Here is a 24,256-nt window from a genome sequence, read left to right as displayed (position 1 = left end):
GCCCGGCCGCGCAGGCCCACTTATTCCGCCGCCTGCTTCCGGACCGCTTCCGCCAGATGACCGGCGATCCGGCCGGCCAGCCGCATCGCGACGTCGCCCTTTCCGAGTGGAGGCCAGTCCTCGGTGCCGGCGGCGGTGATCAGGTGAACGGTGTTGCGCTCGCCGCCGAAGGTGCCGGTGGCCGGCGACACGTCGTTGGCGACGATCCAGTCGCAGCCCTTGCGGCCGCGCTTCTCGATCGCATTGGCCACCACGTTCTCGGTCTCGGCGGCGAAGCCCACGACAAGCGCCGGCCGCTTTGGACCAGCCTTGGAAAGCGTCGCCAGGATGTCGGGATTGGGCGCCAGCTCGAGGGCCGGCGGCGGGGCACCGGCCTTCTTCTTGATCTTGCCGGCGGCCGGCCGGGCCGCCTTCCAGTCGGCTACGGCCGCGGCGCACACGGCGATGTCGAGCGCGCCGGCATCCAGACACGCCGCCAGCATCTGGTCGGCCGATTCGATCTTCATGACCTTCACGCCCTGTGGATCGGGCACGGCGACCGGCCCGCTCACCAGCGTCACGTCGGCGCCCAGCGCGGCCAGCGCCGCGGCGATCGCGTGGCCCTGCTTGCCCGAGGAATGATTGGAGATGAAGCGTACCGGGTCGAGCGCCTCGCGCGTCGGCCCCGACGTCACCAGCGCGCGCCTGCCGGCAAGGGGCCGGTCGCGCACCAGGACGGCCTCGATGGCCGCGACAATCTCGGCCGGCTCCGACATGCGGCCGGGCCCATGCTCGTTGCAGGCCATGGCGCCGTCGTTCGGGCCGACGAATGTGATGCCGCGCTTCTTCAGAGTCTCGACGTTGGCCACGGTAGCGGCATGGGTCCACATGCGCACGTTCATGGCGGGCGCAGCGAGGACCGGCTTGTCGGTCGCGAGCAGAACGGTGGCCGCCAGATCGTTCGCGAGCCCACCCGCCATGCGCGCCAGCAGATCGGCGGTCGCCGGCGCCACGACCAACAGGTCGGCGTCGCGCGAAAGCTGGATGTGACCCATCTCGCTCTCGTCGGTCAGCGAGAACATGTCGCCGTAGACGCGGTCTTCGGACAGCGCCTGCAGGGTGAGCGGCGTCACGAACTTCGCGCCCGCCTCCGTGAGGACGCACCGCACCGAGGCGCCGCGTCCGCGCAACAGCCGGATCAGTTCGGCCGACTTGAAGGCCGCGATTCCGCCCGCGACGATCAGCAGGATGCGCTTGCCGTGCAACATGGCGATCAGCCTATCACAAGAGGCGGGTGGCGACAGTATAGAGGCCGGTCGCCAGCAGCGCCCAGAATACGGCCAGGCGGAACTGGTCGACCGACAGGCGCGAGCGGATGCGCTGGCCCAGCCACATCCCGCCGATGGCCGGCAGGACGGCGGCGCCCGAAACGATGGCCCGCGGCCCGTCGAGCACACCGAAGGACAGAAGCGAGGCGGTCAGGGTCAGCGACGTGGCGCACAGGACGACGCCCAGCGTCTGCACCAGTTCGAGCGGCTTGATGTCGAGGCCCTGGAGATAGGGCATCAGCGGGACGACGGGCACGCCGACCAGCCCCGCGACGAACCCGGACACGACGCCGATGACCGGCGCCAGCGGCTTCTCCAGGTCGGCATGGATGGTGAGCCGGATGCGCAGGAGCCCGAGCGCGCTGTAGATGATCAGAACCGTGCCCAGCACGATGAAGGCCCAGTTGGGCCCCTTCTGGCCGACCAGCCAGACCGTCAGATAGAGCACGATCGTAAGCGGCAGCATCAGCGGCCACTGGCGCCGCACGATGTGCCAGAAATGGCCACCCACCGCGGCCTGCCAGACGTTGGTGACGATGGTCGGCAGGGCGATCAGGGCGATCGCCTCCGACAGCGGCAGGAACAGCGACATAAGCGCGATCGAGATGGCCGGCAGGCCCAGCCCCACCAGGCCCTTCACGGTGCCGGCGAGCAGGAAGATCGCGAGGCCGATGACGATCTGGTCGGTCGGCACGGATCAGCGCCACCACGCCGCGATGGCGGCCACCAGGGCCAGGACGGCCACCAGTTCGGCGAAGCGCGGACGGAAACGGCTGGATGGCGGCGGCAGCTCGACGTCCCGCTCCGCCTTGCGCCGCTCGTGCTCGGCCACCAGGTGGAGGCTGTCGATCAGGCGCGGCAGGCGGCGCAGGCCCTTCGCCAGATCCTCGGCGGCGCGGCCGACCGTGGCGCGCGGCCCGAAATGCGTCACCATCCAGTCCTCGATCAGGGGCCGCGCCAGCTCCCAGATGTTGACGTTGGGATTGAGCTTGGTGCCCATGCCCTCGGCCATCAGCATGGTCTTCTGGAGCAGCAGCAGCTGCGGCTGCGCCGCCATCTGGAACTGTTCGGTGACCCGCAGCATCTGCGCCAGCAGGCGGGCGATCGAGATCTGGTGGCTGGGCTTGCCGAAGATCGGCTCGCCGATCGACCGGCAGGCCTGGGCGAAGATTTCGAGCGACTGGTCGGGCGGGACGTACCCGGCGCGGAACTGGACCTCGGCGACGGCGTGATAGTCGCGCCGCAGGAAGGCGACCAGCAGCTCGGCGAGGTAACCGCGCGTGTCCTGGTCGACCCGGCCCATGATGCCGAAATCGACCGGCACGATGGTGCCCTGGCGATCGACGAAGGCATTGCCGCCGTGCATGTCGGCGTGGAAGAAGCCGTCGCGGAACACCTGATAGAAGAAGGCCTCGGCGGCCTTCCGCATGATCTCGTGCGGATCGTGGCCGGCGGCGATGATCGCCTCCCGGTCGCCGATCGGGATGCCGTCGACCCGCTCCTGCGTCATCACGCGCTCGGCGGTACGGTCCCAGTCGATCTTCGGCGCACGGTAGTTCGGATCGTCGGCGAAATTGTCGCCCAGTTCCTCGGCGGCCGCGGCCTCCATGCGCAGGTCCATCTCGACCCGCACCACGTCGGCAAAGGCCCGCACCGATTCGACCGGCTTCAGGCGGCGGAAGCGCGGCTGGGTCCGCTCGACCAGCTCGGCCACCCAGTAGAAGAGATCGAGATCCTGCTCGAACGCCTTCTCGATGCCGGGGCGCAGCACCTTCACCGCGACGTCGCGACCGTCGGTCGTGACCGCGAAGTGGACCTGGGCGATCGAGGCGGCCGCGACAGGCACGTCGTCGAAGCTGGAGAACACGGCGGCAAGCGGCTGGCCCAGCTCGCTTTCGATGATCCGTCGCGCCTCGGCGCCGGGAAACGCCGGAATATGGTCCTGCAGGCGCGCCAGATCGGCGGCGACCTCCTCGCTCAACAGATCGGCACGAGTGGACAGCGCCTGGCCGAGCTTGATGAAGGACGGCCCCATGTCCTGCAGCGCCGCCGCCAGCCGTTCGCCCGGACGCCGGGTGTCGCCGCGCGGCGCGAACAGACGGGCCCAGGCGATCAGGGCCGGCGCAATGCCCAGCGTCTCGAGCGGAAACAGCGCGTCGTGGCGCGCGAAGCTCACCGCCATGCGCAGCAGGCGCCAACCGTTTCGAAGGGCGCGGAACATCTAGATTCGCCAGCCCTGATGCAGGGCCACCACGCCGAGCGACATGTCGCGCCACGACACGTTTTCGAAGCCGGCGGCCCGCATGCGCGCGGCCAGTTCGCGCTGCGGCGGAAAGCGGCGAATGCTCTCGTGCAGATAGCGATAGGAATCGGCATCCCGGGCGATCACGCGGCCAAAGAACGGCAGCGCCCGTTCCGAATAGGCGTCGTAGACCCGGCCGACCGGCGCCGAGGTGACCTTGCTGAATTCGAGGCAGAAGAAGCGACCGCCCGGCTTCAGCACACGGTAGGCATCGCGCAGCGCCTGGTCGATGTCGGTAACGTTCCGCAGGCCGAAGGCGATCGTGTAGGCGTCGAACGAGCGGTCGGGAAACGGCAACCGCTCCGCGTCACCGGTGGCCCAGGTGAGTCCCCGCAGCAGCCCGCGGTCGACGGCGCGGTCGCGCCCGACTTCGAGCATGGCGGGATTGATGTCGCAGATGGTGACGTCGGGCCGCTCGCCCTGGCGGCGCAGCAGGCGGAAGGCGATGTCGCCGGTGCCGCCGGCCACGTCGAGCAGCTTCTCGCCCGGCCGCGGGTTCACCACGTCGACCATGGCGTTCTTCCAGAGCCGGTGCACACCGCCCGACATCAGGTCGTTCATCAGGTCGTAGCGCGGGGCCACGCTGGCGAAAACTTCGCGCACCATCCCGGCTTTCTCGGCCGCCGGGACGTCGCGAAAGCCGAAGGACGCACGACCGTCCGGGGCCTGTGTCTCGGAACGGGCTGCGCTAGGATCGTCAGGGGAGGCTCGGTCCATGGGGCCGCAACCTAGAGGAATAGACATGCTGCTGAAAGACCGGGTGATCCTGATCACCAACGTCGAGAAATTCGCAGGCCACGGCACCACACGGGTGGCGCTCGCCCAGGGCGCGACGGTTCTGGCGCACGATCCCTCGTTCGAGACCCCGAGCGCGCGGCACAAGTACGAATCGCAGTTCCCCGGCGCCCATGCCCTGTCCGCCGTCGAGCCGGCGACGATGGTCGAGCTGGCCCTGAAACGGCACGGCCATATCGACGCACTGGTCAACAACGACGCCTATCCCGCCCTGCGGGCGCCGCTCGGCGAGGCACGGATCGAGGATTTCCGCGACGCCCTCGAGATCATGGCCGTGGCGCCCTTCCGCATGACTCAGCTCGTCGCCCCGTCGATGCGCAAGCGCAAGTCGGGCCGCATCGTGTTCGTCTCCTCGGCCGCCCCGCTGCGCGGCATCGCCAATTATGCGCCCTACGTCTCCGCGCGCGCGGCGGGCAACGGCCTCGTCTCCTCGCTCGCCAAGGAGCTGGGACGCGACGGCATCACGGTGAACGCGGTCGGCTCGAACTATGTCGAGAACCCCGACTACTTCCCGCCGGCCCTGCTCGCCAATCGCGAGGCGATGGCCAAGATGACGGCGCAGATTCCGCTCGGCCGTCTCGGCAAGTCGGAGGAGCTGGGCGCCACGGTCTGCTTCCTCTGTTCCGACGGCGCCGGCTTCATCACGGGGCATGTTCTTCCCCACGCCGGAGGCTGGGCGTGACATCGGCAAAATTCGCATGCAGTATTCCTGCATAACGAACGCCGCGCAGGTCTGACCGAAGCAGCGGCTGCCAGGGAGAAACGTCGAGACACGCTGGGAAACCGGCGCGCTTCCCCTTGGCCGAAAATCGGTCCGAGGACGGCGCATGGGAAGACAGATCGTCCACCGCCTGCTGGTCTCGTTCCCCGCGTTGCTCGGGGTTCTCTTCCTGTGCTTCTGCCTCCTGCAGGTGGTGCCTGCCGATCCGGCGATGATCATCGCCGGCCCTGACGCCAAGGCCGAGACCATCGCGGCGATCCGCCAGGAACTCGGCCTCGATCGCTCCATCCCGATCCAGTTCGCCGAGTATATCGGCCGCGTCCTGCGCGGCGATCTCGGCCGCTCGATCATCTCCAACAAGATGGTGAGCGAGGAGCTGGCGCTCACCATCGGCCCGACCGTCGAGCTGATGCTGGGCGGCATGCTGATCGCCATCCCCTTCGGCCTGACCCTGGGCACGCTGGCCGCCGTGCGGCGCGGCACCCTTCTCGACCGCGCGATCATGGCGATCTCGGTCGCCGGCGTGTCGATGCCGGTCTTCTTCATCGGCCTCGTGCTGATCCAGTACATGGGCTTCCAGTGGGGCCTGCTGCCCTTCACCGGCCGCACCGGCCCGATCTGGGACGGCGGCCTGCCGAGCCTCATCCTGCCGGCGCTCACGCTGGGCAGCGTGCTGATCGGCCCGATCGCGCGCCTGACGCGCACCGCCGTGCTGGAGGTGCTGGGCGCCGACTATGTCCGCACCGCGCGCGCCAAGGGCCTGCGCGAGACGGTGGTGATCGTGCACCACGCGCTGCGCAACGCGATGATCCCGGTGGTGACGCTGATCGGGTTGCAGGCCGCGTTCCTGCTGGGCGGCGCCGTGGTGACGGAGACGATGTTCTCATGGCCGGGGGTCGGCCGACTGGCGGTCGGCGCCATCGTGTCGAGCGATTTCCCGACGGCCCAGGGCGCGATCATGATCCTCGCCATCGCCTTCCTGTCGATCAACCTGATCGTCGACGTTCTCTACGTCTATCTCGATCCGAGGATGCAGCGGTCATGAGCGTCGAAACCCTCAACGCCGCCCCCGCCCGCAGCGAAGAGAACGGCCTGTTCGCCCGCTCCGGCGTCCTGCGCCGGCTGATGCGCGACAAGGTGGCCGTAGTGGCCGCCCTGCTGCTCGCCACGATCGGCTTCGCCGCCCTCTTCGCGCCGCTGGTCGCGCCTTACGATCCCTATCTCACCGATCTCACCAAGGTGATGCAGCCACCCAGCGCGGAGCACTGGTTCGGCACCGACAATACCGGCCGCGACATACTGAGCCGGGTCATCTACGGCGCGCGCAATACGCTGATGCTGGGATTGATCGGCGTCATCGTCGGCGGGTTCCTGGGCGGATTCCTCGGCATCATGGCGGCCTATCACCGCCGCCTCGACGGCTGGATCATGCGCCTGGTCGACGTGATGCTGGCCTTCCCGGCGATTCTGATCGGCCTCGCGGTCGCGGCGATCTTCGGGGCCGGCCTCACGGCGGTGGTGATCGCGCTGGTGGTGGCGACGGTGCCGGACGTGGCGCGCGTCGCGCGCGGTGCAGCGATCGGCATCATGAGCCAGGAATTCATGGAGGCCGGCCGCGCCGTCGGTGTCTCCGACCGCACGCTGATCTGGCGCTATCTCACGCTCAACTGCATCTCCACCATCTTCGTGTTCCTGACGCTGCGGTTCGGCCAGATCATCCTGATCGGCTCGGCGCTGGGCTTCCTCGGCATGGGCGCCCAGCCGCCGACCGCCGAGCTCGGCATGATGGCGGCCCAGGGCCGCGACTTCCTGTTCATGGCGCCGCACATCGCGACGATCCCGAGCTTCGCGATCTTCGTCATCGTGCTGGCGGCCAACCTTCTGGGCGACGCACTCCGCGACGTCCTCGATCCGAGGCTGCAGACATGATCAGACAAGCTCTGAGTGCAGCGTTCGCGTTGAGTATCGCATATCCGGCGACGGCGCAGACCCTCAACATGATGAAGTCGATCGATGCGCCGCACTACGATGCGCAACGCACGACCTGGGGACCGACCTCCGACATCGTCAACATGTTCCAGGACACGCTGGTGGCGCTGGACTGGGATGGCAAGACGTCCATCCCCTACCTGGCAAAGTCGTGGACGGTGAGCCCCGACGGCAAGCTCTACACCTTCAAGCTGCGTGACGACGTCACTTTCTGCAGCGGCAAGAAGTTCACCGCCGAGGACGTCGTCTATTCCTTCAAGCGGCTCAAGAGCCCGGAGATCAAGGGGCCCTTCGCCTGGCGTGCCGGAGACATCAAAGAGCTGCGTGCCCCCGATCCCTACACGGTCGAGTACGAACTGGAGGAACCGTTCTCCGAGCTACTGCTGCAACTCACCATGTTCACGAATGTCATCCATAACAAGGAGAGCGTCGAGGCGCTGGGCAAGGACTACGGCATCAAGGGCGCCGACGGCACCGGCCCCTGGTGCTTCGAGAGCTGGCAGCCCCGCACCCAGATCGTGCTGAAGCGGCACGACGCCTACAGATGGGGTCCCTCGATGTACGCCAACAAGGGGCCGGTGAAGTTCGAGAGGCTGGTGATCAAGATCGTGCCGGAGGATTCGAGCCGTGTCGCCGCCATGATGGCCGGCCAGTTCGACATCACCCACCAGTTTCCGTCCCAGTTCATCGCCCAGGCCAAGGCGGCGCCGATGCTGCAGGTCCAGGAAGCGAAGCCCAACTTCCAGCTCCTGTACTTCGGCTTCAAGACCACGCGCCCGATGGTGGCTGACAGGCGCGTGCGCGAGGCCATGAGCATCGCCATCAACCGGGCCGAACTCGCCAAGGCCATCCTGCTCGGCAACGCCGACCCGGCCTTCACCAACGTCGACCCCGATGCGCTGGACTTCGACCCGAAGACCCGGGACATCGTGAAGGAGGATCTCGAGCGGGCGAAGAAGCTGCTGGACGAAGCGGGCTGGAAGCCCGGCGCCGACGGCGTCCGCGAGAAGGACGGCGTGAAGCTGCAGCCCAAGGTCTACTTCACCCAGGCCGGCAACACGCCCCGGATCGCGGAAGCCATCCAGGGATATCTGCGCCGCATCGGCGTGCAGTGGCAGCTCCAGCCCTGGGACTCGACCATCGCGGCAGCCAAGATGGCCGAGCAGGATTACGAGATCTGGTCCGTCACCGTGCCCTATCTGTCGGCCGGCGACCTGATGAACATCTACTTCAATTCCAAGAACATCCCGACACCGAACCGGATGAACTGGAACGATCCCGAAACCGACGAGTGGCTGCGCCTCGGGCGCTCGGCGCTGACCGAGGCCGACCGCGCCAAGTACTACGCGATGGTGCAGCAGAAGGTGACGCGCGAGCACCTTTGGATCCCGGTGCTGAACATCAACATGCACCAGGTGACCAACAAGAAGCTGAAGGGCGCCCGCCCGCACATGATCTACCAGAACACCTTCTACAAGGGTCTCGACGCGACCTACTGAACAACGACAAGAGAGCGAGGGAACGATGCGTAACTTCTTGAAGGGCGTGGCAGCGTTACTTGGCGTGGTCGGCATTTCCCAGGGCGCGGAGGCGCAGACCCTGCGGATGATGAAGTCTCTCGATGCGCCGCACTACGACGGGCAGCGCACGACCTGGTCGCCGACCTCCGACATCGTGAACATGTTCCAGGACACGCTGGTGGCGATGGACTGGGACGGCAAGACGCCGATCCCCTACCTGGCCAAGTCCTGGACGATCAGCCCCGACGGCAAGCTCTACACCTTCAAGCTGCGTGACGACGTCACCTTCTGCAGCGGCAAGAAGTTCACCGCCGATGACGTGATCTACTCCTTCAAGCGTCTCACCAGCCCCGAACTCAAGGCGCCGCTCGCCTGGCGCGCCGGCAACATCAAGGAGCTGCGCGCGCCCGACCCCTACACGGTCGAGTACGAGCTGAACGAGCCGTTCGCCGACCTGCTGCTGCAGCTCACCATGTTCACGACCGCGATCCACAACAAGGAAAGCGTCGAGGCGCTGGGCAAGGACTACGGCACCAAGGCGATCGACGGCACCGGCCCCTGGTGCTTCGAGAGCTGGCAGCCGCGCACCGAGATCGTGCTGAAGCGGCACGACGCCTACAAATGGGGCCCCTCGATGTACGCCAACAAGGGGCCGGTGAAGTTCGAGAAGCTCAGCATCAAGATCGTACCGGAGGATTCCAGCCGGGTGGCGGCGATGATGGGCGGACAGTTCGACGTCACGCACCAGATCCCGCTGCAGTTCATCCAGCAGGTCAAGGCTTCGCCCAATCTGAACGTCCAGGAAGCCAAGCCGAACTTCCAGCTGATGTACTACGGCTACAAGACCACGCGCCCGATGGTGGCCGACAAGCGCGTCCGCGAGGCGATGAACATCGCCATCAACCGCGCCGAGATCGCCAAGGGCATCATGCTGGGCAACGCCGAGCCCGCCTACACCTTCATCGACCCCAAGGCGCTCGACTTCGCCGAGTCGACCAAGGGCATCATCAAGGAGGATGTCGAGCGGGCGAAGAAGCTGCTCGACGAGGCCGGCTGGAAGGTCGGCGCCGACGGCATCCGCGAGAAGGACGGCGTGAAGCTGGCGCCGCGGGTCCTGTTCACCCAGGTCGCCTACTTCCCGCGCGTTTCGGAGGCGATCCAGGGCTACATGCGCAAGATCGGCATCGACTGGAAGATCGTCGGCTACGATTCGACGATCGCGCCGGCCGAGATGGGCAAGCAGGACTTCGAGTTGTGGACGGTGACCTTCCCCTACATCTCGTCCGGCGACCTGCTGAACTTCTACTTCGATTCCAAGAACATCCCGGCGCCCAACCGCATGAACTGGAACGACGCCCAGACCGACGAGTACCTGAAGAAGGGCCGCGCCTCGATCTCCGACGCCGACCGGGCCAAGTATTACGCGCTGGCCCAGCAACGCGTCACCGAGGAGCATCTCTGGATGCCGGTCATGAACATCGCGATGTACACGACCAGCCTGAAGAAGCTGAAGGGCGTGCGGCCGCACATGCTCTACCAGAACACCTTCTACAAGGGTCTGGACTACTCCTTCTGATGGAAAAGCTCCTCGAGGTCCGCGGTCTCCGCACCCACTTCCATACCGACCGCGGCCTCTTCCGCGCGGTCGACGGCATCGACTTCTCCGTCGGGCGCGGCCGCACCGTCGGACTGGTCGGCGAGTCCGGCTGCGGCAAGAGCGTGACCTCGCTCTCCGTGATGGGCCTGGTGGCGAGCCCACCAGGCCAGGTCGAGGCCGATGCGATCCTGTTCGAGGGGCGCAACATCCTCGGCCTCTCCGCCGACGAACGCCGGCGCCTGCGCGGCGGCAAGATGTCGATGATCTTCCAGGAACCGATGACTTCGCTCAATCCGGTCCACACGATCGGCCAGCAGATCGTCGAGGCGATCCTGGCGCACACGCAGCTGTCGCCGCAGGCCGCCAAGGCGCGCGCCATCGAGATGCTCGAACTGGTGCGGATTCCCTCGGCGAAGCAGCGGGTCGACGACTATCCACACCTGCTCTCCGGCGGCATGCGCCAGAGGGTCATGATCGCGATGGCGCTGTCCTGCGAGCCGGCGCTGCTGATCGCCGACGAGCCGACGACGGCGCTCGACGTCACCATCCAGGCGCAGATCCTCGACCTGCTGCAGGACCTGCAACGACGGCTCGGCATGGCGATGCTGATCATCACCCACGATCTCGGCGTCATCGCCGAGATCGCCGACGAGGTCGTGGTCATGTACGCCGGCAAGATCGTCGAGAGTGCGCCGGTCGATGCCCTGTTCGCCGATCCGCAGCACCCCTACACGATCGGCCTGCTGGGCTCGATTCCGCGCATCGAGGTCGATCGCGAACGGCTGTCGACCATCGAGGGTTCGGTGCCGAGCCCCAACAACCAGCCCAAGGGCTGCCGCTTTGCGCCGCGCTGCCCGTTCGCCGACACGCGCTGCCACGCCGAGCCGCCGCCGCTGCGCGACCTTGGACCGGAGCATCGCGTGGCCTGCTGGAAGGCGCCCGTCGAACTGGCGAGGGCGGCATGAACATCGCCGAGACGACGCCCGTCCTGCAGGTCGACGGGCTGGTGAAGCATTTCCCGGTGAGCCGCGGCCTGATCCGCCGCAAGGTGATCGGCATGGTGCGCGCCGTCGAGGGCGTGAGTTTCGAGATCGCGCGCGGCGAGACCCTGGCGCTTGTGGGCGAATCGGGCTGCGGCAAGTCGACGACCGGCCGCCTGGTGCTGCGCCTTATGGATCCGACCGCGGGCTCGGTGCGCTTCAAGGGCGAGGAGATCGCCACGCTCGACAAGAACGCGCTGCGCCGCCTGCGACGCCACATGCAGATCATCTTCCAGGATCCCTATGCATCGCTGAACCCGCGCATGACGGTGGGCGAGATTCTGGCCGAACCGATGGCCGTGCACGACCTGCACACCGAGGCCGAGCGCGCGACACGCGTCAGGGAGCTGCTCGATGTCGTGGGCCTGCTGCCTGAACATGCGCGGCGCTACCCGCACCAATTCTCGGGCGGCCAGCGCCAGCGCATCGGCATCGCCCGCGCGCTGGCGGTCAATCCCGACCTGATCGTCTGCGACGAGCCGGTCTCGGCGCTCGACGTGTCAATCCAGGCGCAGATCGTGAACCTGCTGCAGAACCTGCAGCAGCGATTCGGCCTCTCCTATCTCTTCATCGCCCACGACCTCGCGGTGGTGAAACACATCAGCGACCGCGTCGCGGTGATGTATCTCGGCCAGCTGGTCGAGATCGCCGGCAAGCGCGACCTCTACGACCGGCCGCTGCATCCCTATACGCAGGCGCTGCTGTCGGCGATCCCGCGCCCCGATCCCAGCGTGCGCAAGGAGCGCGTGCTGCTGGCCGGCGACGTGCCCAGCCCCTTCGCCCCGCCGCCGGGCTGCCGCTTCCACACGCGCTGCATCCACGCCCAGCCGCGCTGCCGGCAGGAGCAGCCCGAACTGCGCGATGCCGGCAACGGCCATCGCGTCGCCTGTCACTTCTACGAGACGCTGCCTAAGCCGCCGGCCGCCTCGACGGAGGGGTCGCTCGGCAAGCTGCCGGAACGCCTCGCCGCCTTCGAGGCGGCAAAGGCGGCGCGCATCGGCTGACGGCGATCAGCGCGGCCGGCCGCGCCTCGGCCGCCCGGTCGCGCCCAGTACCACGTCGCGCAACTTCACGAGTGCGCGGTCGATCTCAGCCTCGGGCGTTCCCGCGTAACCCAGGATCAGCCCGTGCTGGCGCGCGCGACCGGCGTAGCAGACCGAAAGGGGCTGGACAGTCAGATCGCGGGCCGACGCGGCAGCCGTCACGGCCACGTCGTCGAAGCGCGGCACGAGGCGGGGCACGGGACTGGCGATCACATGCATGCCGCCGGGATCGGGCGCAATCGTCATCAGCCCGTCGAGGTGGCGCGCCGCGGCCTCGAGCAACGCCTCGCGCCGGCCGGCATAGAGTTGTCGCGTGCGGCGCAGATGCGTGGCGAGATGGCCGTCGGCGATGAATCGCGCCAGCGCGCCCTGTCCCAGCAGGGGTGCGCGGACCGAGACGCGGTCGATGATCCGTTCGGTGGCCTCGACCAGCGAGGCCGGCAGCACGAGGAAGCTGAGACGCAGCGCCGGGAAGAGCAGCTTGGAGAAGCTGCTGAAGTAGGCGACGCGGCCCGCGCGATCGAGTGAGCGCAGCGGCGGCAGCGGGCGGCCGCTGTAGCGATACTCGCCGTCGAAATCATCCTCGGCGATCCAGCCCTTGCGGCGCTCCGCCCAGCTCAGGAGTTCCAGGCGCCGCTGCAGGCCGAGCACTGTGCCGAGCGGGAAGTGATGGGCAGCCGCCACGACCGCCAGGCGCGCTTCCGGGGCCAGGGCCTGTGCAGCCTCCGCCGAGAAGCCCGACCCGTCGATGGCGACCGGCACGGCGCGCACGCCCGACGCCGCCAGCGCCTCGCGCACGCCGACGAAACCCGGCTCCTCGATCCAGGCCGTGTCCCCGGCGTCGAGAACGACCTGGGCGAACAGCGATAGCCCGTGGCGAATGCCCGTCGTGACGACGACGGAGCCGGGATCGCAGGTGAAGCCGCGGGCCACACCGAGATAGGTCGCGATCGCCTCGCGCAGGCCCGCATGGCCGAACGGATGGACGGCGCTGGCCGCCTCGACGCCCGGCCGCCGCCATTCGCGCTCCAGCAGCTTGGCCCACAGCGCGAAGGGAAAAGCCTCGCGGTCGGGCTGGCCGGTGGGAAAGGCAATCGGCGGACCGGCGGGTACGGGCGATGGCGACTCCGCTAGAAGCGCCCGAGTCCGACGCGCCACCGCGGGCCTGCCGACGGTGCTTCCCTGCGGCGGCGTGCCCGAGCGCGGCACGGTCAGCATCTCGTCCGGCAGATCGGCCGCAACCGACATGGCCGAACCCGCCTGGCCCACGACATAGCCCTCGGCCACCAGCTGGTCGAAGGCCAGCACCACGGTGCCGCGCGCGCAGTCGAGGTCCTGCGCCATCAGGCGCGACGAGGGTAGCCGCGTGCCGGGCTTCAGCCGCCCCTCGAGGATGGCGCGCCGCATCTGCTCGCCGATCTGGCGGTGCAGCGGTTCGGGCGCGGAAGGATCGAGCGCCAGGCCGAGCGGCGGGGCGCGGCGGGTACGGGGCGTCGAGCGGGGCTTCAACTGGTCCAGTCTCTTTCCCTCAAACTGGCTCTTTCACCTGATCCGTATCCCGCCGATGGTCGGCCGGCAAGCAACCCTCCAACCCGGTGCGCCAAAGGTCCGAGCCATGAGCCCTCCCGATTCCGTCACATCCCCCGACAGCTATCCCGTCACCAATGTGAACAAGGTGAAGCGCGTCCACGAGCGCGGCCGCTACGACAAGGAGACGGTCCACGCGATCCTGGACGCGGCGCTGGTGTGCCACATCGCCTACGTGATCGACGGCCGTCCCTATTGCACGCCGACCTCTTTCTGGCGTGAGGGCAGCCACCTCTACTGGCACGGCTCGTCGGCCAGCCGCATGATCCGCAGCCAGAAGGAAGGCGTCGACGTGTGCCTCACCGTCACGCATCTCGACGCGCTGGTGATGGCGCGCTCGGGCTTCCATCATTCGGTGAACTACCGGGCCGTCATGGCCTTCGGAAAGGCGCATGTGATCGACGATCCGGAGGAGAAGCTGAAGCTGATGGACCGCTTCATCGACCGCATCTATCCGGGCCGCTCGAAGCTGATCCGCCAGCCGAACAAGCAGGAGTTCAAGGCGACGACCATGATCGGCATGGAGATCGAGATGGCGTCGGGCAAGATCCGCGACAAGCATGTCGCCGACGAGGAGGAGGACTACGAAGGCGTGCCGGCCTGGTCGGCTCTCTATCCAGTCCGCCAAGTGATCGGCGAACCGTCGGACTGCGCCCGCCAGCTGCCGGGCCTCACGCGGCCCGACGAGATGTCAGACTTCGTTCCCGGCGCCCGCCTCGACGAGGTGATGAGCAAGACCTACAGGCGCACCTTCGGCTAAAGAGCAAGGCCTCGGGGCACTTCCCGCAAGATGCCCCGAGGCCTCGACTCAGCGACTCACAAGGTCCTGCGAGAGCGGCAGGGAAGTGCTCAAGTTTTTGTCAGGAAGCTCATAAAGGTCATCGACCAGTCGCTGCAAATTGGCACTCACCGCCCTTACATTGGCCAGTCTCAGACGCTCGGACCCGACGCCCATCTCGATGAGTTTCGCCGTGGCGGGGGTCGTCAGCACCTTGTCGAAGACGACGGCACCGGTGGCGACGTCCGTCAGCTTGTAGGCGATCGTTGCGGTAACGGTGGTGTCGAAAGCGATGAACGGCTGGTCCAGCCTCTGAAGGACGACGTCGAGACGGAAGCGGCCGTTCTCGGCGCGCCCCAGATTGGCACGTATCAGCGTCTGCACCAGAGCGGCCCGAAGGTCGGCATTGCTGGTGTACGGCATATGCAGGATCGTGGTGTCCTTGCCACCCGTCACCGATCCGACGGTTATCGCGTCACGATAGGCGGGAGCCGGTCCTCGCGTGGTGTCGGTCCCTGCGAGAGGGGGAACCATGTAGGGCGATTCAGGAGGACTGGCGCAGGCTCCCACAAACGTCAGCGCCAAGACCGTGAATACCAGCCCCAGTTGTCGAATCATCCGAATATTCCCTCCGCTCTGGCCAACCTAGTCGTTGACCGGAGCGCCGTCGAGGGAACGCTTCAACGGCTCATGCGAGAAACGTCTTGAGAGGCGGTTGCACCAGAGCGCGGGCACGCCCATCGATCCAGCGGACAGGCAACCGCCGAATGGCGACTGCGGAGCGATGGCTCAGCTGAACGCCTCTTCCCAAGTGCCGCGCGTGGAGGCCTTGGAGTATTCGGTCGAGCGGTTCTCGAAGAAGTTGGTGTGCTCGATGGCGTTCAGCATCTGGTCCATCCACGGCAGCGGGTTCTTGGCGTCCGCGCGATAGATGGGCTGGAGGCTGAGCTGGGTCAGGCGGCGGTCGGCGATGTAGCGGATGTAACGCTTCACATCCACGGCGGTCATGCCCTCGATGCCGCCCAGTTCGAAGGCGAGGTCGATGAAGGCGTCCTCGTGGTCGACGATGGTCGAGCAGGCGACGTAGATCTCGCGCTGCAGCTCCTCGGTCCAGATTTCGGGGTTTTCCTGGATGAAGGTGCGGAACAGCTTCACCATCGAATTGCAGTGCAGCGTCTCGTCGCGCACCGACCAGGTCACGATCTGGCCCATGCCCTTCATCTTGTTGAAGCGCGGGAAGTTCATCAGCATCGCGAAGCTGGCGAACAGCTGCAGGCCCTCGGTGAAGGCGCCGAACACCGCCAGCGTCTTGGCGATGTCGGCCTTCGAATCCACGTTGAAGCCCTGCATGTAGTCGTACTTGTCCTTCATCTCCTTGACGGTGAGGAAGACGGAGTACTCGGTCTCGGGCATGCCGATCGTGTCGAGCAGGTGGCTGTAGGCGGCGACATGCACCGTCTCCATGGCCGAGAAGGCGGCCAGCATCATCTGCACTTCGGTCGGTTTGAAGACGCGGCTGTAGTGCCGCATGTAGCAGTTGTTCACCTCGACGTCGGCCTGGGTGAAGAAGCGGAAGATCTGCGTCAGCAGATGGCGCTCGCTGTCGGTGAGCTTGTTGCGCCAGTCCTTCACGTCGTCGGCCAGCGGCACTTCCTCGGGCAGCCAGTGGATGCGCTGCTGCGTCAGCCAGGCGTCGTAGGCCCAGGGATAGTGGAACGGCTTGTAGATCGGTTTGGCGTCGAGGAGTGACATGGCGCGGCGTCCAATTCGGTCGGGCGTATGAAAATGGGATCGCTGAAAATTAAAAACCCCTGCCGCGGTCCCGAACGCCGGGAACGCGACAGGGGATGACGCTGGTTACTGGCAGCTAAGGCATTCTTCGTAGTCGTTGCTCTGTGCCGGCGGCGTTCCGGTGAACAGAGGAGAGGGAGCATCGGTCTTGGGCGCCGTAAGGGCATGGTCGCCGAGCGGCGCGGCGAGGGCTTCGCCCGCGACGCTCTCGGCGCGCTGGATGGAAAGCGAGCGGCAGTAGTAGAGGCTCTTCACGCCGCGCTTCCACGCCATCATGTGGATCTGGTGCAGGTCGCGCTTGTGCACGTCGGCCGGCAGGAAGATGTTCAACGACTGGCTCTGGCAGATGTAGGGCGTGCGGTCGGCCGCATGCTCGATCAGCCAGCGCTGGTCGATCTCGAACGCGGTCTTGAACACCGCCTTCTCGTGATCGTCGAGGCAGTCGAGATTCCGCACCGAGCCCTGGTCGGTCATGATCGCCGTCCAGGTGTCCTCGTCGTTCTTGCCCTTCTGGGCGAGCACCTTCTCGAGGTACGGGTTGCGCACCACGAAGGAGCCCGAGAGGGTCTTGTGGTTGTAGACGTTGGCCGCCGACGGCTCGATGCCCGGCGAGGCGCCGCCGCAGATGATCGAGATCGACGCGGTCGGCGCGATCGCGAGCTTGTTGGAGAAGCGGTCCTGGAAGCCGAAGTCGGCGGCATCAGGGCACGCGCCGCGCTCCTTGCCGAGCGTCAGGGACGCCTCGTCGCACTGGGCACGGACGTGCTTGAACATCTTCTTGTTCCACACCTTCGCCATCACCGATTCCAGCGGGATGCCGTTGGCCTGGAGGAAGGAATGGAAGCCCATGACGCCGAGGCCGACCGAACGCTCGCGCATCGCGGCATAGGTCGCGCGCGCGAAGTCGGAGCCGGCGGTATCGATGAAGCCCTGCAGCACGTTGTCGAGGAAGCGCATCACATCCTCGATGAAGTGCGGATGCTCGTGCCACTCGAGATAGGTCTCGAGGTTGAGCGACGACAGACAGCAGACGGCGGTGCGCTGCTTGCCGTGATGGTCGATGCCGGTCGGCAGCGTGATCTCGCTGCACAGGTTCGAGGTCTTGACTTCGAGGCCGGCCAGCTTGTGGTGCTCGGGCCGGGCGTTGTTCACGTGGTCGACGAACACCAGGTACGGCTCGCCGGTCTCGACGCGCGCCGTCAGGATGCGGATCCACAGATGGCGCGCCGAGACGGTGCGCTGCACGGCGCCGTCCTTCGGGCTGACCAGCGCCCATTCCTCGTCGTTCTCCACCGCGCGCATGAAGGCGTCGGAGATCAGCAGGCCGTGGTGCAGGTTCAGTGCCTTGCGGTTGGGATCGCCGCCGGTCGGACGACGGATCTCGATGAATTCCTCGATCTCGGGATGGTTCACCGGCAGGTAGACGGCGGCCGAGCCGCGGCGCAGCGAGCCCTGGCTGATCGCGAGCGTGAGCGAGTCCATCACGCGGATGAACGGCACCACGCCCGAGGTCTTGCCGTTCATGCCGACCTTCTCGCCGATCGAACGGAGGTTGCCCCAGTAGGAGCCGATTCCGCCGCCGCGCGATGCCAGCCAGACATTCTCGTTCCACAGCCCGACGATGCCCTCGAGGCTGTCGTTCGCCTCATTGAGGAAGCACGAGATCGGAAGGCCGCGGCTGGTTCCGCCGTTGCTCAGCACGGGCGTGGCCGGCATGAACCAGAGATTGCTGATGTAGTCGTAGAGGCGCTGGGCATGGGCGTCATCGTCGGCGTAGGCCGAGGCGACTCGCGCGAACATGTCCTGGTAGCCCTCGCCCGGCAGAAGATACCGGTCGGTCAAGGTGGCCTTGCCGAAGGCCGTCAGGCGGGCGTCCCGGGAGGAATCGGTAACAACCCGCGCACCGCTTCGAACTTGAACAACATCAAACACTTGCGGTCCCCTTTTTCTTTTTGTCCACAGTTGTGGATAGAACACTCTGTGGAAGACACCTAGATATTGGGAGGAGTTCGTCGCTCCCCACTATCCATAGATAGTACGCACGGCGCGGACCCTGTCATTGCGAAATTTATTCCCCGTTTGTGAATCTCAAGAATGACCGGTTAACGCATTGAAAAAACTTGTGAAAAATCGGTTTGAAATTCTGTTTCTTTTGGGGTTTTCGCCTCTTCGCACCTGCAGCATCGAAGGAGAACAAAACGCGCTTTCCCGCGGATTCCGTGGACCGTGGACAGAAACCGCAGCGAATCGGCTGGCCCGCGCACGACCACCTCGCCAAAGCCGCGATTCGATGGGCATTCTCGGCTTCGCCAAGACTCCGTCGTCAGAATGTCATCGTCGAGCGTAACATCGGCCACAGATTCGCGAGGAATGCACAAAATATGGCCAATTCGTCGACCCCGCGCGTCTATGGGCTGGACGCGATCTGCGCCGCCGCCCTTCAGCCCGGCGGCGAGGAAGGGGCGCATTTCACGCGCCGCCTGTTCAGCCGGGTGTCCGACAAGGACCTCGCGGCCGCGCCGGTCGACCAGCGGGCTGCCGCCGCGATCTCGCTCCTGGCCTTTGCGCGCCGCCGCCTGCCCGGGGTCGCCAAGGTCCGTATCTTCAATCCCGCCCTCGGCGACCATGGCTTCGAGAGCCGCCACACGATCGTGCAGATCGTCAACGACGACATGCCGTTCCTGGTCGATTCGATCGCCAACGAGTTCAACCGCCGGGAAATAGCCGTCCATCTCCTCGCCCATCCGGTGATGGCGGCGCGCCGGGACCTCGATGGCGACCTGGTAGGCATCGCCCTCGAAGCGGGCGAGCGGGCACGACCGGAATCGATGATGCACATCGAGATCGATCGCCAGAGCGACCCGGTGCTGCTCGACGAGATCGCGGCCGCGCTCACCCGCGTGCTGGCCGAGGTGCGGTTGGCGGTCGACGACTGGGCCGCGATGCGCCGCGCCTGTCTCGACGCCATCCTCGACCTCGCGCCGGGGCGCGCCCCGAACTTCCCGGAATACGAGGACTTCCTGCGCTGGCTCGAGGCCAACCACTTCACCTTCCTCGGCCACCGGCGCTACCGCTACGTCGAGGATGCGAACCAGCCCGCCGGCCTGCGCTACGAGATCGTGCCCGGCTCGGCACTGGGCGTCCTTCGGCGCGACGAGGTGCGGCTGTTCGAGCCGGGCGTCGGCGCCGGTGAAGCGATGGCCCGCTTCGCGCGCGGACCGCACAACATCCTGGTCGTGAAGACCGACCGGCCATCGCTGGTCCATCGCAGCGGCGCGATGGACTGCGTGATCGTGAAGACCTGCGATGCCGACGGGCGCGTCACCGGCGAGCACCGGCTGGTCGGCCTGTTCACGTCCGCCGCCTATCACGCGCCGGTCCACGACGTGCCGCTGTTGCGCGGCCGCATCGAGAGCCTGTTGCGCCGGTCGGGCTTCGATCGCCACGGGCACGACGGCAAGGCGCTGCTGGCGATCCTCGATTCCTATCCGCGGGACGAACTGTTTCAGGTCGACGAGGACACGCTCTACGACCATGTGCTGGGCATCCTGCAGCTGCAGGAGAGAAGGCGGGTCGCGATGTTCTCGCGCCTCGATACGGTCGGCCGCTTCGCCACCGCACTGGTCTTCGTGCCGCGCGAGCGCTTCGACGAGGCGCTCTCGGCACGCTTCTCGGTCCTTCTTGAAAAGGCCTGGAACGGCCGCGTCACCTCGGTGGCGTCCTCGGTCGGCAGCAATTCCGCACTGGTCCAGTCCCTCTACACGCTGAAGCTCAACGCGCCGGAACAGGCTGCGCCCGACCTCGCCGAACTCGAACGCCAGTTGATGGACGCGGCGACCTCGTGGAACGACCGGCTGCGGGCGGCCCTGCAGGCACGGCTCGGCGAAGCCGAAGGCCGCGCGGCCGCGCGCCGCTGGCGCGACTGGTTCCCGGCCGTGTACCGCGAGAGCTTCGACGCATCGCAGGCTCTCAGCGACATCGCGCAACTGCAGCGCTTCGTCGACGGCTCGGACTTCGGCGTTCAGGTCGGCCGGCGCGCCGGCATGCCCGCGCACCGCTTTGCGCTTCGCCTGTTCCATCCGCGCAAGCCGATCGCCCTCTCCGACATCCTGCCGCTCGCCGAAAACCTCGGCCTGCGCGTGATCAGCGAGGCGCCGTTCCTGCTGCGCAAGGAGGGCGGCGACGAGCAGACCCACGGCGTGGCGATGCAGGTGCTGCGCGTCGAGACCGCCGACAAATCGCCCGTCGATCTCGACACGGTGGGGCCGCGCTTCATCGAGGCGATCGAGAAGCTGCGCGCGGGTGCTCTGGAGAATGACGGGCTGAACAAGCTTGTGCTCGGTGCCGGACTCACCTGGCGGGAAGTCGCCATCGTGCGGACCTATGCGAAGTACCTGCGGCAGGCCGGCATCCCGTTCAGCCAGGAATACATGGAGCGCGCGCTGGCGGCCTATCCGAAGGTGGCGCGCCTGCTGGTCGACCTTTTCGCGGCGCGTTTCGATCCGGCGTCGGGCGATGCCGCCTCCGAAGAGCGAACCAACAGGGTCGCCGCGATCGAGACGGAATTCGCCTCCGCCCTCGAAGCCGTCGGCACGCTCGACGAAGACCGTATCCTGCGCCGCTTCCACAATGCGGTGCACTGCACCCTGCGCACCAATTACTGGCAGGCGAATGGCTCGAAGGCATGGATCTCGCTCAAGATCGACAGCCGCGCGATCGACGAGCTGCCCGCGCCGCGGCCGCTGGTCGAGATCTTCGTCTACAGCCCGCGCATGGAGGGCATCCACCTGCGCGGCGGACGCGTCGCGCGCGGCGGCATCCGCTGGTCCGACCGGCGCGAGGATTTCCGCACCGAGATTCTCGGCCTGATGAAGACGCAGATGGTGAAGAACGCCGTCATCGTGCCGGTGGGATCGAAGGGCGGCTTCTACGTGAAGCAGCCGCCGGCCAATCCTCAAGGGGGCGTCGGCACACGCGAGCAGATCCAGGCCGAGGGCATCGCCTGCTACCAGACTCTGATCCGCGGCCTGCTCGACATCACCGACAACTATTCGGACGGCGGGATCGTGCCGCCAGCCGACGTGGTGCGCCACGACGGCGACGACCCCTATCTCGTGGTCGCCGCCGACAAGGGCACGGCCACCTTCTCCGACATCGCCAACGCGCTGGCCCGCGAGTACGGTTTCTGGCTCGACGATGCCTTCGCCTCGGGCGGCTCGGCCGGCTACGACCACAAGAAAATGGGCATCACCGCGCGCGGCGCGTGGGAATCGGTGAAACGCCACTTCCGCGAACTGGGCCAGGACATCCAGCAGACGCCGTTCACGGTCGCCGGCGTCGGCGACATGTCAGGCGACGTGTTCGGCAACGGCATGCTGCTGTCGCCGCACATCAGGCTGGTGGCGGCCTTCGACCATCGCCACATCTTCATCGACCCCGCGCCCGACCCCGCCACCAGCCTCGCGGAGCGGCAGCGGCTGTTCGCGCTGCCGCGATCCTCGTGGATGGACTACGACAGAAGCCTTCTGTCCGCGGGCGGCGCGATCCTCGACCGCAACGCCAAGTCGGTGACACTCTCTCCCGAAGCACGCGCCGCGCTGGGCATCGAGGCGCCGACCATGGCGCCGCTCGACCTGATGCGCGCCATCCTGACCGCGCCGGTCGATCTTCTCTATTTCGGCGGCATCGGCACCTATGTGAAGGCGGCGAGCGAGAGCCATGCCGATGCCGGCGACCGCGCCAACGATGCGCTGCGCATCGACGCGGCGCAGGTGAGGGCGCGCGTGATCGGCGAGGGCGCCAATCTCGGCTTCACCCAGCGCGGCCGCGTCGAGGCCGCGCTCGCCGGACGCAAGATCAACACCGACGCCCTCGACAATTCGGCAGGCGTCGACACATCCGACCACGAGGTCAACATCAAGATCGCGACGGGCGGCGCCATCGCCTCTGGCGCACTCGCGTCCGAGGCGCGCGATCCGCTGCTGTTCTCGATGACCGACGAAGTCGCGACGCTTGTGCTGCGCCACAACTACCAGCAAAGCCAGGCCATCAGCGTCGCCGAGGGCCGCGCGGCCGAGGAACACGACCGGCTGGAGCGCTTTATGCGCGCCCTGGAGCGCAAGGGACGGCTCGACCGCACCGTCGAGTACCTGCCCGACACGGCCGCGATGCGACTGCGTGCGCAGAACCGCCAGCCGCTGACGCGGCCCGAACTCTGCGTCCTGCTCGCCTATGCCAAGATCGACCTCAACGAGGAGATCCTGGCCTCTGAGCTCCCCGACGATCCGCGCCTTGGGGACGAGCTGCTGCGCTACTTCCCGACGGCGCTGCAGGAGAAGTTCCCGGGCGCGATCCAGGGACATCGCCTGCGTCGCGAGATCACCACGCTGCAGGTCGTGAACTCGCTGGTGAACCGCGGCGGGCCGACCTTCGTGCACACCGTCGCGCAACGGACCGGCGCCACGGGCGCCACCATCGCCCAGGCCTTCACCGTGGTCCGCGACGCCTGGAAGCTGCGCGACTTGTGGGGCGACATCGAAGCGCTCGACGCCTCGCTCAAGGCCGAGGCGCAGCTTCGCATGCTGATCGCCTCGCAGCGCTTCCTCGTGCGCACCGTGCAATGGACCCTGCGGCGTCTGCCGCAGCCACTCGACACGACCGCCGCCACCGCGCAGCTCGGCCGCGCCGTCGAAGCACTGGGCGACCTGCGCGCGGACCTGGTTGGCGACGCCGAAAGCGCTGCGCTGGGCGAACGCGCCGCCGCTTTCGAGGCGATGGGCGCTCCGGCCGATCTCGCCCGCCGCGCCGCGGCGCTGGAAACGCTGTCCGCCGCTGGCGACCTCGCCTTGGCGGCCGAAGCCAATGGCTGCACCATCGGCAGCGCGGCCAGGCTCTACTTCAAGTTGGCTGAGCGCCTGTCGCTCGCGTTGCTCGCCAATGCCGCACAGAAACTGCCGCGCGACGGGCTGTGGCCCGCGCAGGCCGCTCTCGCGGTGCAGGATGAGCTGGCGGCGCTGCAGGCCGACCTGCTTCGATCGGCGCTGCGCGCGGACGGCGGCAACGATTGCGACCCCGACGCCGCGCTCGCCGCCTGGAGCGAGCCGCGCCGTCTCGCGCTGGAGCGGGTGGACCGCCTCCTGAAAGAGGACCTCGCCTCCGCCGGCAGCATCGACCTCGCGATGCTGTCGGTCGCCACCGCCGAATTGCGGACCCTGGTCTAGCGGCGGGGTGAAGCGAGCGGCCGGTCGGGGAGCGCGTAGAGCGCCTCGACGAGCCGGCGCAGGTTGGCCTGCACAGCGCGCTCGTTGGCGAGAACCAGCCGCGTGTTGTTGTCGATCGCATCGTCCAGCGTCGCGCTGCCGGGCGTCGCGAGCGAGGCGTCGTAGACAACGGCGCCCGTGACCGTGTCGGTCATCCGGTAGGCCACGACCGCCTCGACCGTCATGCCGTATCCTGCGAAGGGCTTCTCGAGTTTCACCAGCGTGGCGTCGAGCCTGAAGCGACCGCCATCGATCCCACCGAGGCCGCCCGCCTGGAGCGTGCGACCGAGCGCAGCCTGGAACTGGGCAGCATCGATGGCGGCGGTCCAGAGCGCGGAGGCGCCGGGCCCGCCACTCACCGGACCGACCACGATCGATTGGCGATAGGCCGGCGCCGGACCGGGCGGCAGGCCCGCCAGATCGGGCACCATCGCCGACGGCCTGACCGGTGGAGCGGCGCAGGCGCCGAGCAGTGCGAGCATGACGACGAAGGCCGCGAAGGTGGGAGCAGGCACGCGCATCGTCGT

Annotated in this window: 18 protein-coding genes; 9 read left to right on the top strand and 9 right to left on the bottom strand. The window is 67.2% G+C overall.

Features of this window, described 5'->3' with window-relative positions; translation table 11 throughout:
- Nucleotides 1-20 precede the first annotated feature (20 nt).
- From coaBC to ubiE, 4 genes are read right to left on the bottom strand one after another with little or no spacing between them, the layout of a single operon-like run.
- A complete protein-coding gene (gene coaBC, locus LJ725_RS09815; protein WP_230550475.1) occupies nt 21-1,247 on the bottom strand; it encodes a bifunctional phosphopantothenoylcysteine decarboxylase/phosphopantothenate--cysteine ligase CoaBC in 1,227 nt (408 codons plus the stop codon).
- Nucleotides 1,248-1,260: 13 nt separating this feature from the next.
- A complete protein-coding gene (locus LJ725_RS09810; protein ID WP_230550474.1) occupies nt 1,261-2,001 on the bottom strand; it encodes a sulfite exporter TauE/SafE family protein in 741 nt (246 codons plus the stop codon).
- Nucleotides 2,002-2,004: 3 nt separating this feature from the next.
- Nucleotides 2,005-3,528 carry a 2-polyprenylphenol 6-hydroxylase gene (ubiB, locus tag LJ725_RS09805; protein WP_230550473.1) on the bottom strand — a complete coding sequence of 508 codons (1,524 nt, stop codon included), beginning with the start codon at nt 3,526-3,528 and terminating at the stop codon, nt 2,005-2,007.
- Complete coding sequence (gene ubiE, locus LJ725_RS09800; protein WP_230550472.1) at nt 3,529-4,326, bottom strand: bifunctional demethylmenaquinone methyltransferase/2-methoxy-6-polyprenyl-1,4-benzoquinol methylase UbiE; 798 nt, start codon at nt 4,324-4,326, stop codon at nt 3,529-3,531.
- Nucleotides 4,327-4,351: 25 nt separating this feature from the next.
- Here ubiE and LJ725_RS09795 point away from each other — a divergent pair, with 25 nt between their 5' ends.
- The 7 genes from LJ725_RS09795 (at nt 4,352) to LJ725_RS09765 (ending at nt 12,275) form a co-directional block, all read left to right on the top strand.
- A complete protein-coding gene (locus LJ725_RS09795; RefSeq protein WP_230550471.1) occupies nt 4,352-5,086 on the top strand; it encodes an SDR family oxidoreductase in 735 nt (244 codons plus the stop codon).
- Between the two features lie 145 nt (nt 5,087-5,231).
- Nucleotides 5,232-6,170 (top strand): ABC transporter permease, encoded by a 939-nt coding sequence (locus LJ725_RS09790; protein WP_230550470.1) that lies wholly within the window; start codon nt 5,232-5,234, stop codon nt 6,168-6,170.
- Nucleotides 6,167-7,054, top strand: a complete 888-nt coding sequence (locus tag LJ725_RS09785; RefSeq protein ID WP_230550469.1) for an ABC transporter permease — start codon at nt 6,167-6,169, stop codon at nt 7,052-7,054. The genes LJ725_RS09790 and LJ725_RS09785 overlap by 4 nt, the downstream gene beginning before the upstream one ends.
- A 29-nt stretch (nt 7,055-7,083) precedes the next feature.
- Nucleotides 7,084-8,613, top strand: coding sequence for an ABC transporter substrate-binding protein (locus LJ725_RS09780; RefSeq protein WP_230550468.1), 1,530 nt, complete (start codon nt 7,084-7,086; stop codon nt 8,611-8,613).
- Nucleotides 8,614-8,638: 25 nt separating this feature from the next.
- Nucleotides 8,639-10,210 (top strand): ABC transporter substrate-binding protein, encoded by a 1,572-nt coding sequence (locus tag LJ725_RS09775; RefSeq protein WP_230550467.1) that lies wholly within the window; start codon nt 8,639-8,641, stop codon nt 10,208-10,210.
- A complete protein-coding gene (locus LJ725_RS09770; RefSeq protein ID WP_230550466.1) occupies nt 10,210-11,196 on the top strand; it encodes an ABC transporter ATP-binding protein in 987 nt (328 codons plus the stop codon). The genes LJ725_RS09775 and LJ725_RS09770 overlap by 1 nt, the downstream gene beginning before the upstream one ends.
- On the top strand, nt 11,193-12,275 hold the full coding sequence (locus LJ725_RS09765) for an ABC transporter ATP-binding protein (RefSeq protein WP_230550465.1): 1,083 nt from the start codon (nt 11,193-11,195) through the stop codon (nt 12,273-12,275). Before LJ725_RS09770 ends, LJ725_RS09765 begins: the two co-directional genes overlap by 4 nt.
- Nucleotides 12,276-12,281: 6 nt before the next feature.
- On the opposite strand, the gene pdxR is transcribed toward LJ725_RS09765, so the two are convergent.
- Nucleotides 12,282-13,823 (bottom strand): MocR-like pyridoxine biosynthesis transcription factor PdxR, encoded by a 1,542-nt coding sequence (gene pdxR, locus LJ725_RS09760; protein WP_230550464.1) that lies wholly within the window; start codon nt 13,821-13,823, stop codon nt 12,282-12,284.
- Nucleotides 13,824-13,929: 106 nt separating this feature from the next.
- On the opposite strand from pdxR, the gene LJ725_RS09755 reads away from it, so the two are divergent.
- Nucleotides 13,930-14,661: a pyridoxamine 5'-phosphate oxidase family protein gene (locus LJ725_RS09755; protein WP_230550463.1), complete on the top strand. Its 732-nt coding sequence runs from the start codon at nt 13,930-13,932 to the stop codon at nt 14,659-14,661.
- Nucleotides 14,662-14,709: 48 nt separating this feature from the next.
- On the opposite strand, the gene LJ725_RS09750 is transcribed toward LJ725_RS09755, so the two are convergent.
- The 3 genes from LJ725_RS09750 to LJ725_RS09740 form a co-directional block, all read right to left on the bottom strand.
- Entirely contained in the window at nt 14,710-15,297 is a 588-nt protein-coding gene (locus LJ725_RS09750; RefSeq protein ID WP_230550462.1) for a hypothetical protein, read from the bottom strand.
- A 171-nt stretch (nt 15,298-15,468) separates the two neighbouring features.
- Complete coding sequence (locus tag LJ725_RS09745) at nt 15,469-16,431, bottom strand: ribonucleotide-diphosphate reductase subunit beta (protein WP_230550461.1); 963 nt, start codon at nt 16,429-16,431, stop codon at nt 15,469-15,471.
- A gap of 105 nt (nt 16,432-16,536) precedes the next feature.
- Nucleotides 16,537-18,336: a ribonucleoside-diphosphate reductase subunit alpha gene (locus LJ725_RS09740; protein WP_230550585.1), complete on the bottom strand. Its 1,800-nt coding sequence runs from the start codon at nt 18,334-18,336 to the stop codon at nt 16,537-16,539.
- 515 nt (nt 18,337-18,851) lie between these two features.
- Here LJ725_RS09740 and LJ725_RS09735 point away from each other — a divergent pair.
- The gene (locus tag LJ725_RS09735) at nt 18,852-23,690 is read left to right on the top strand and encodes an NAD-glutamate dehydrogenase (protein ID WP_230550460.1); all 4,839 of its coding nucleotides are present in this window, start codon (nt 18,852-18,854) and stop codon (nt 23,688-23,690) included.
- Here LJ725_RS09735 and LJ725_RS09730 read toward each other — a convergent pair.
- Complete coding sequence (locus tag LJ725_RS09730; protein WP_230550459.1) at nt 23,687-24,250, bottom strand: hypothetical protein; 564 nt, start codon at nt 24,248-24,250, stop codon at nt 23,687-23,689. The genes LJ725_RS09735 and LJ725_RS09730 overlap by 4 nt on opposite strands.
- Nucleotides 24,251-24,256: the final 6 nt, after the last annotated feature.

The sequence above is a fragment of the Reyranella aquatilis genome (genome assembly GCF_020880995.1).
GTDB lineage: Bacteria > Pseudomonadota > Alphaproteobacteria > Reyranellales > Reyranellaceae > Reyranella > Reyranella aquatilis.
This window is presented reverse-complemented; position numbering and strand designations above follow the sequence as displayed.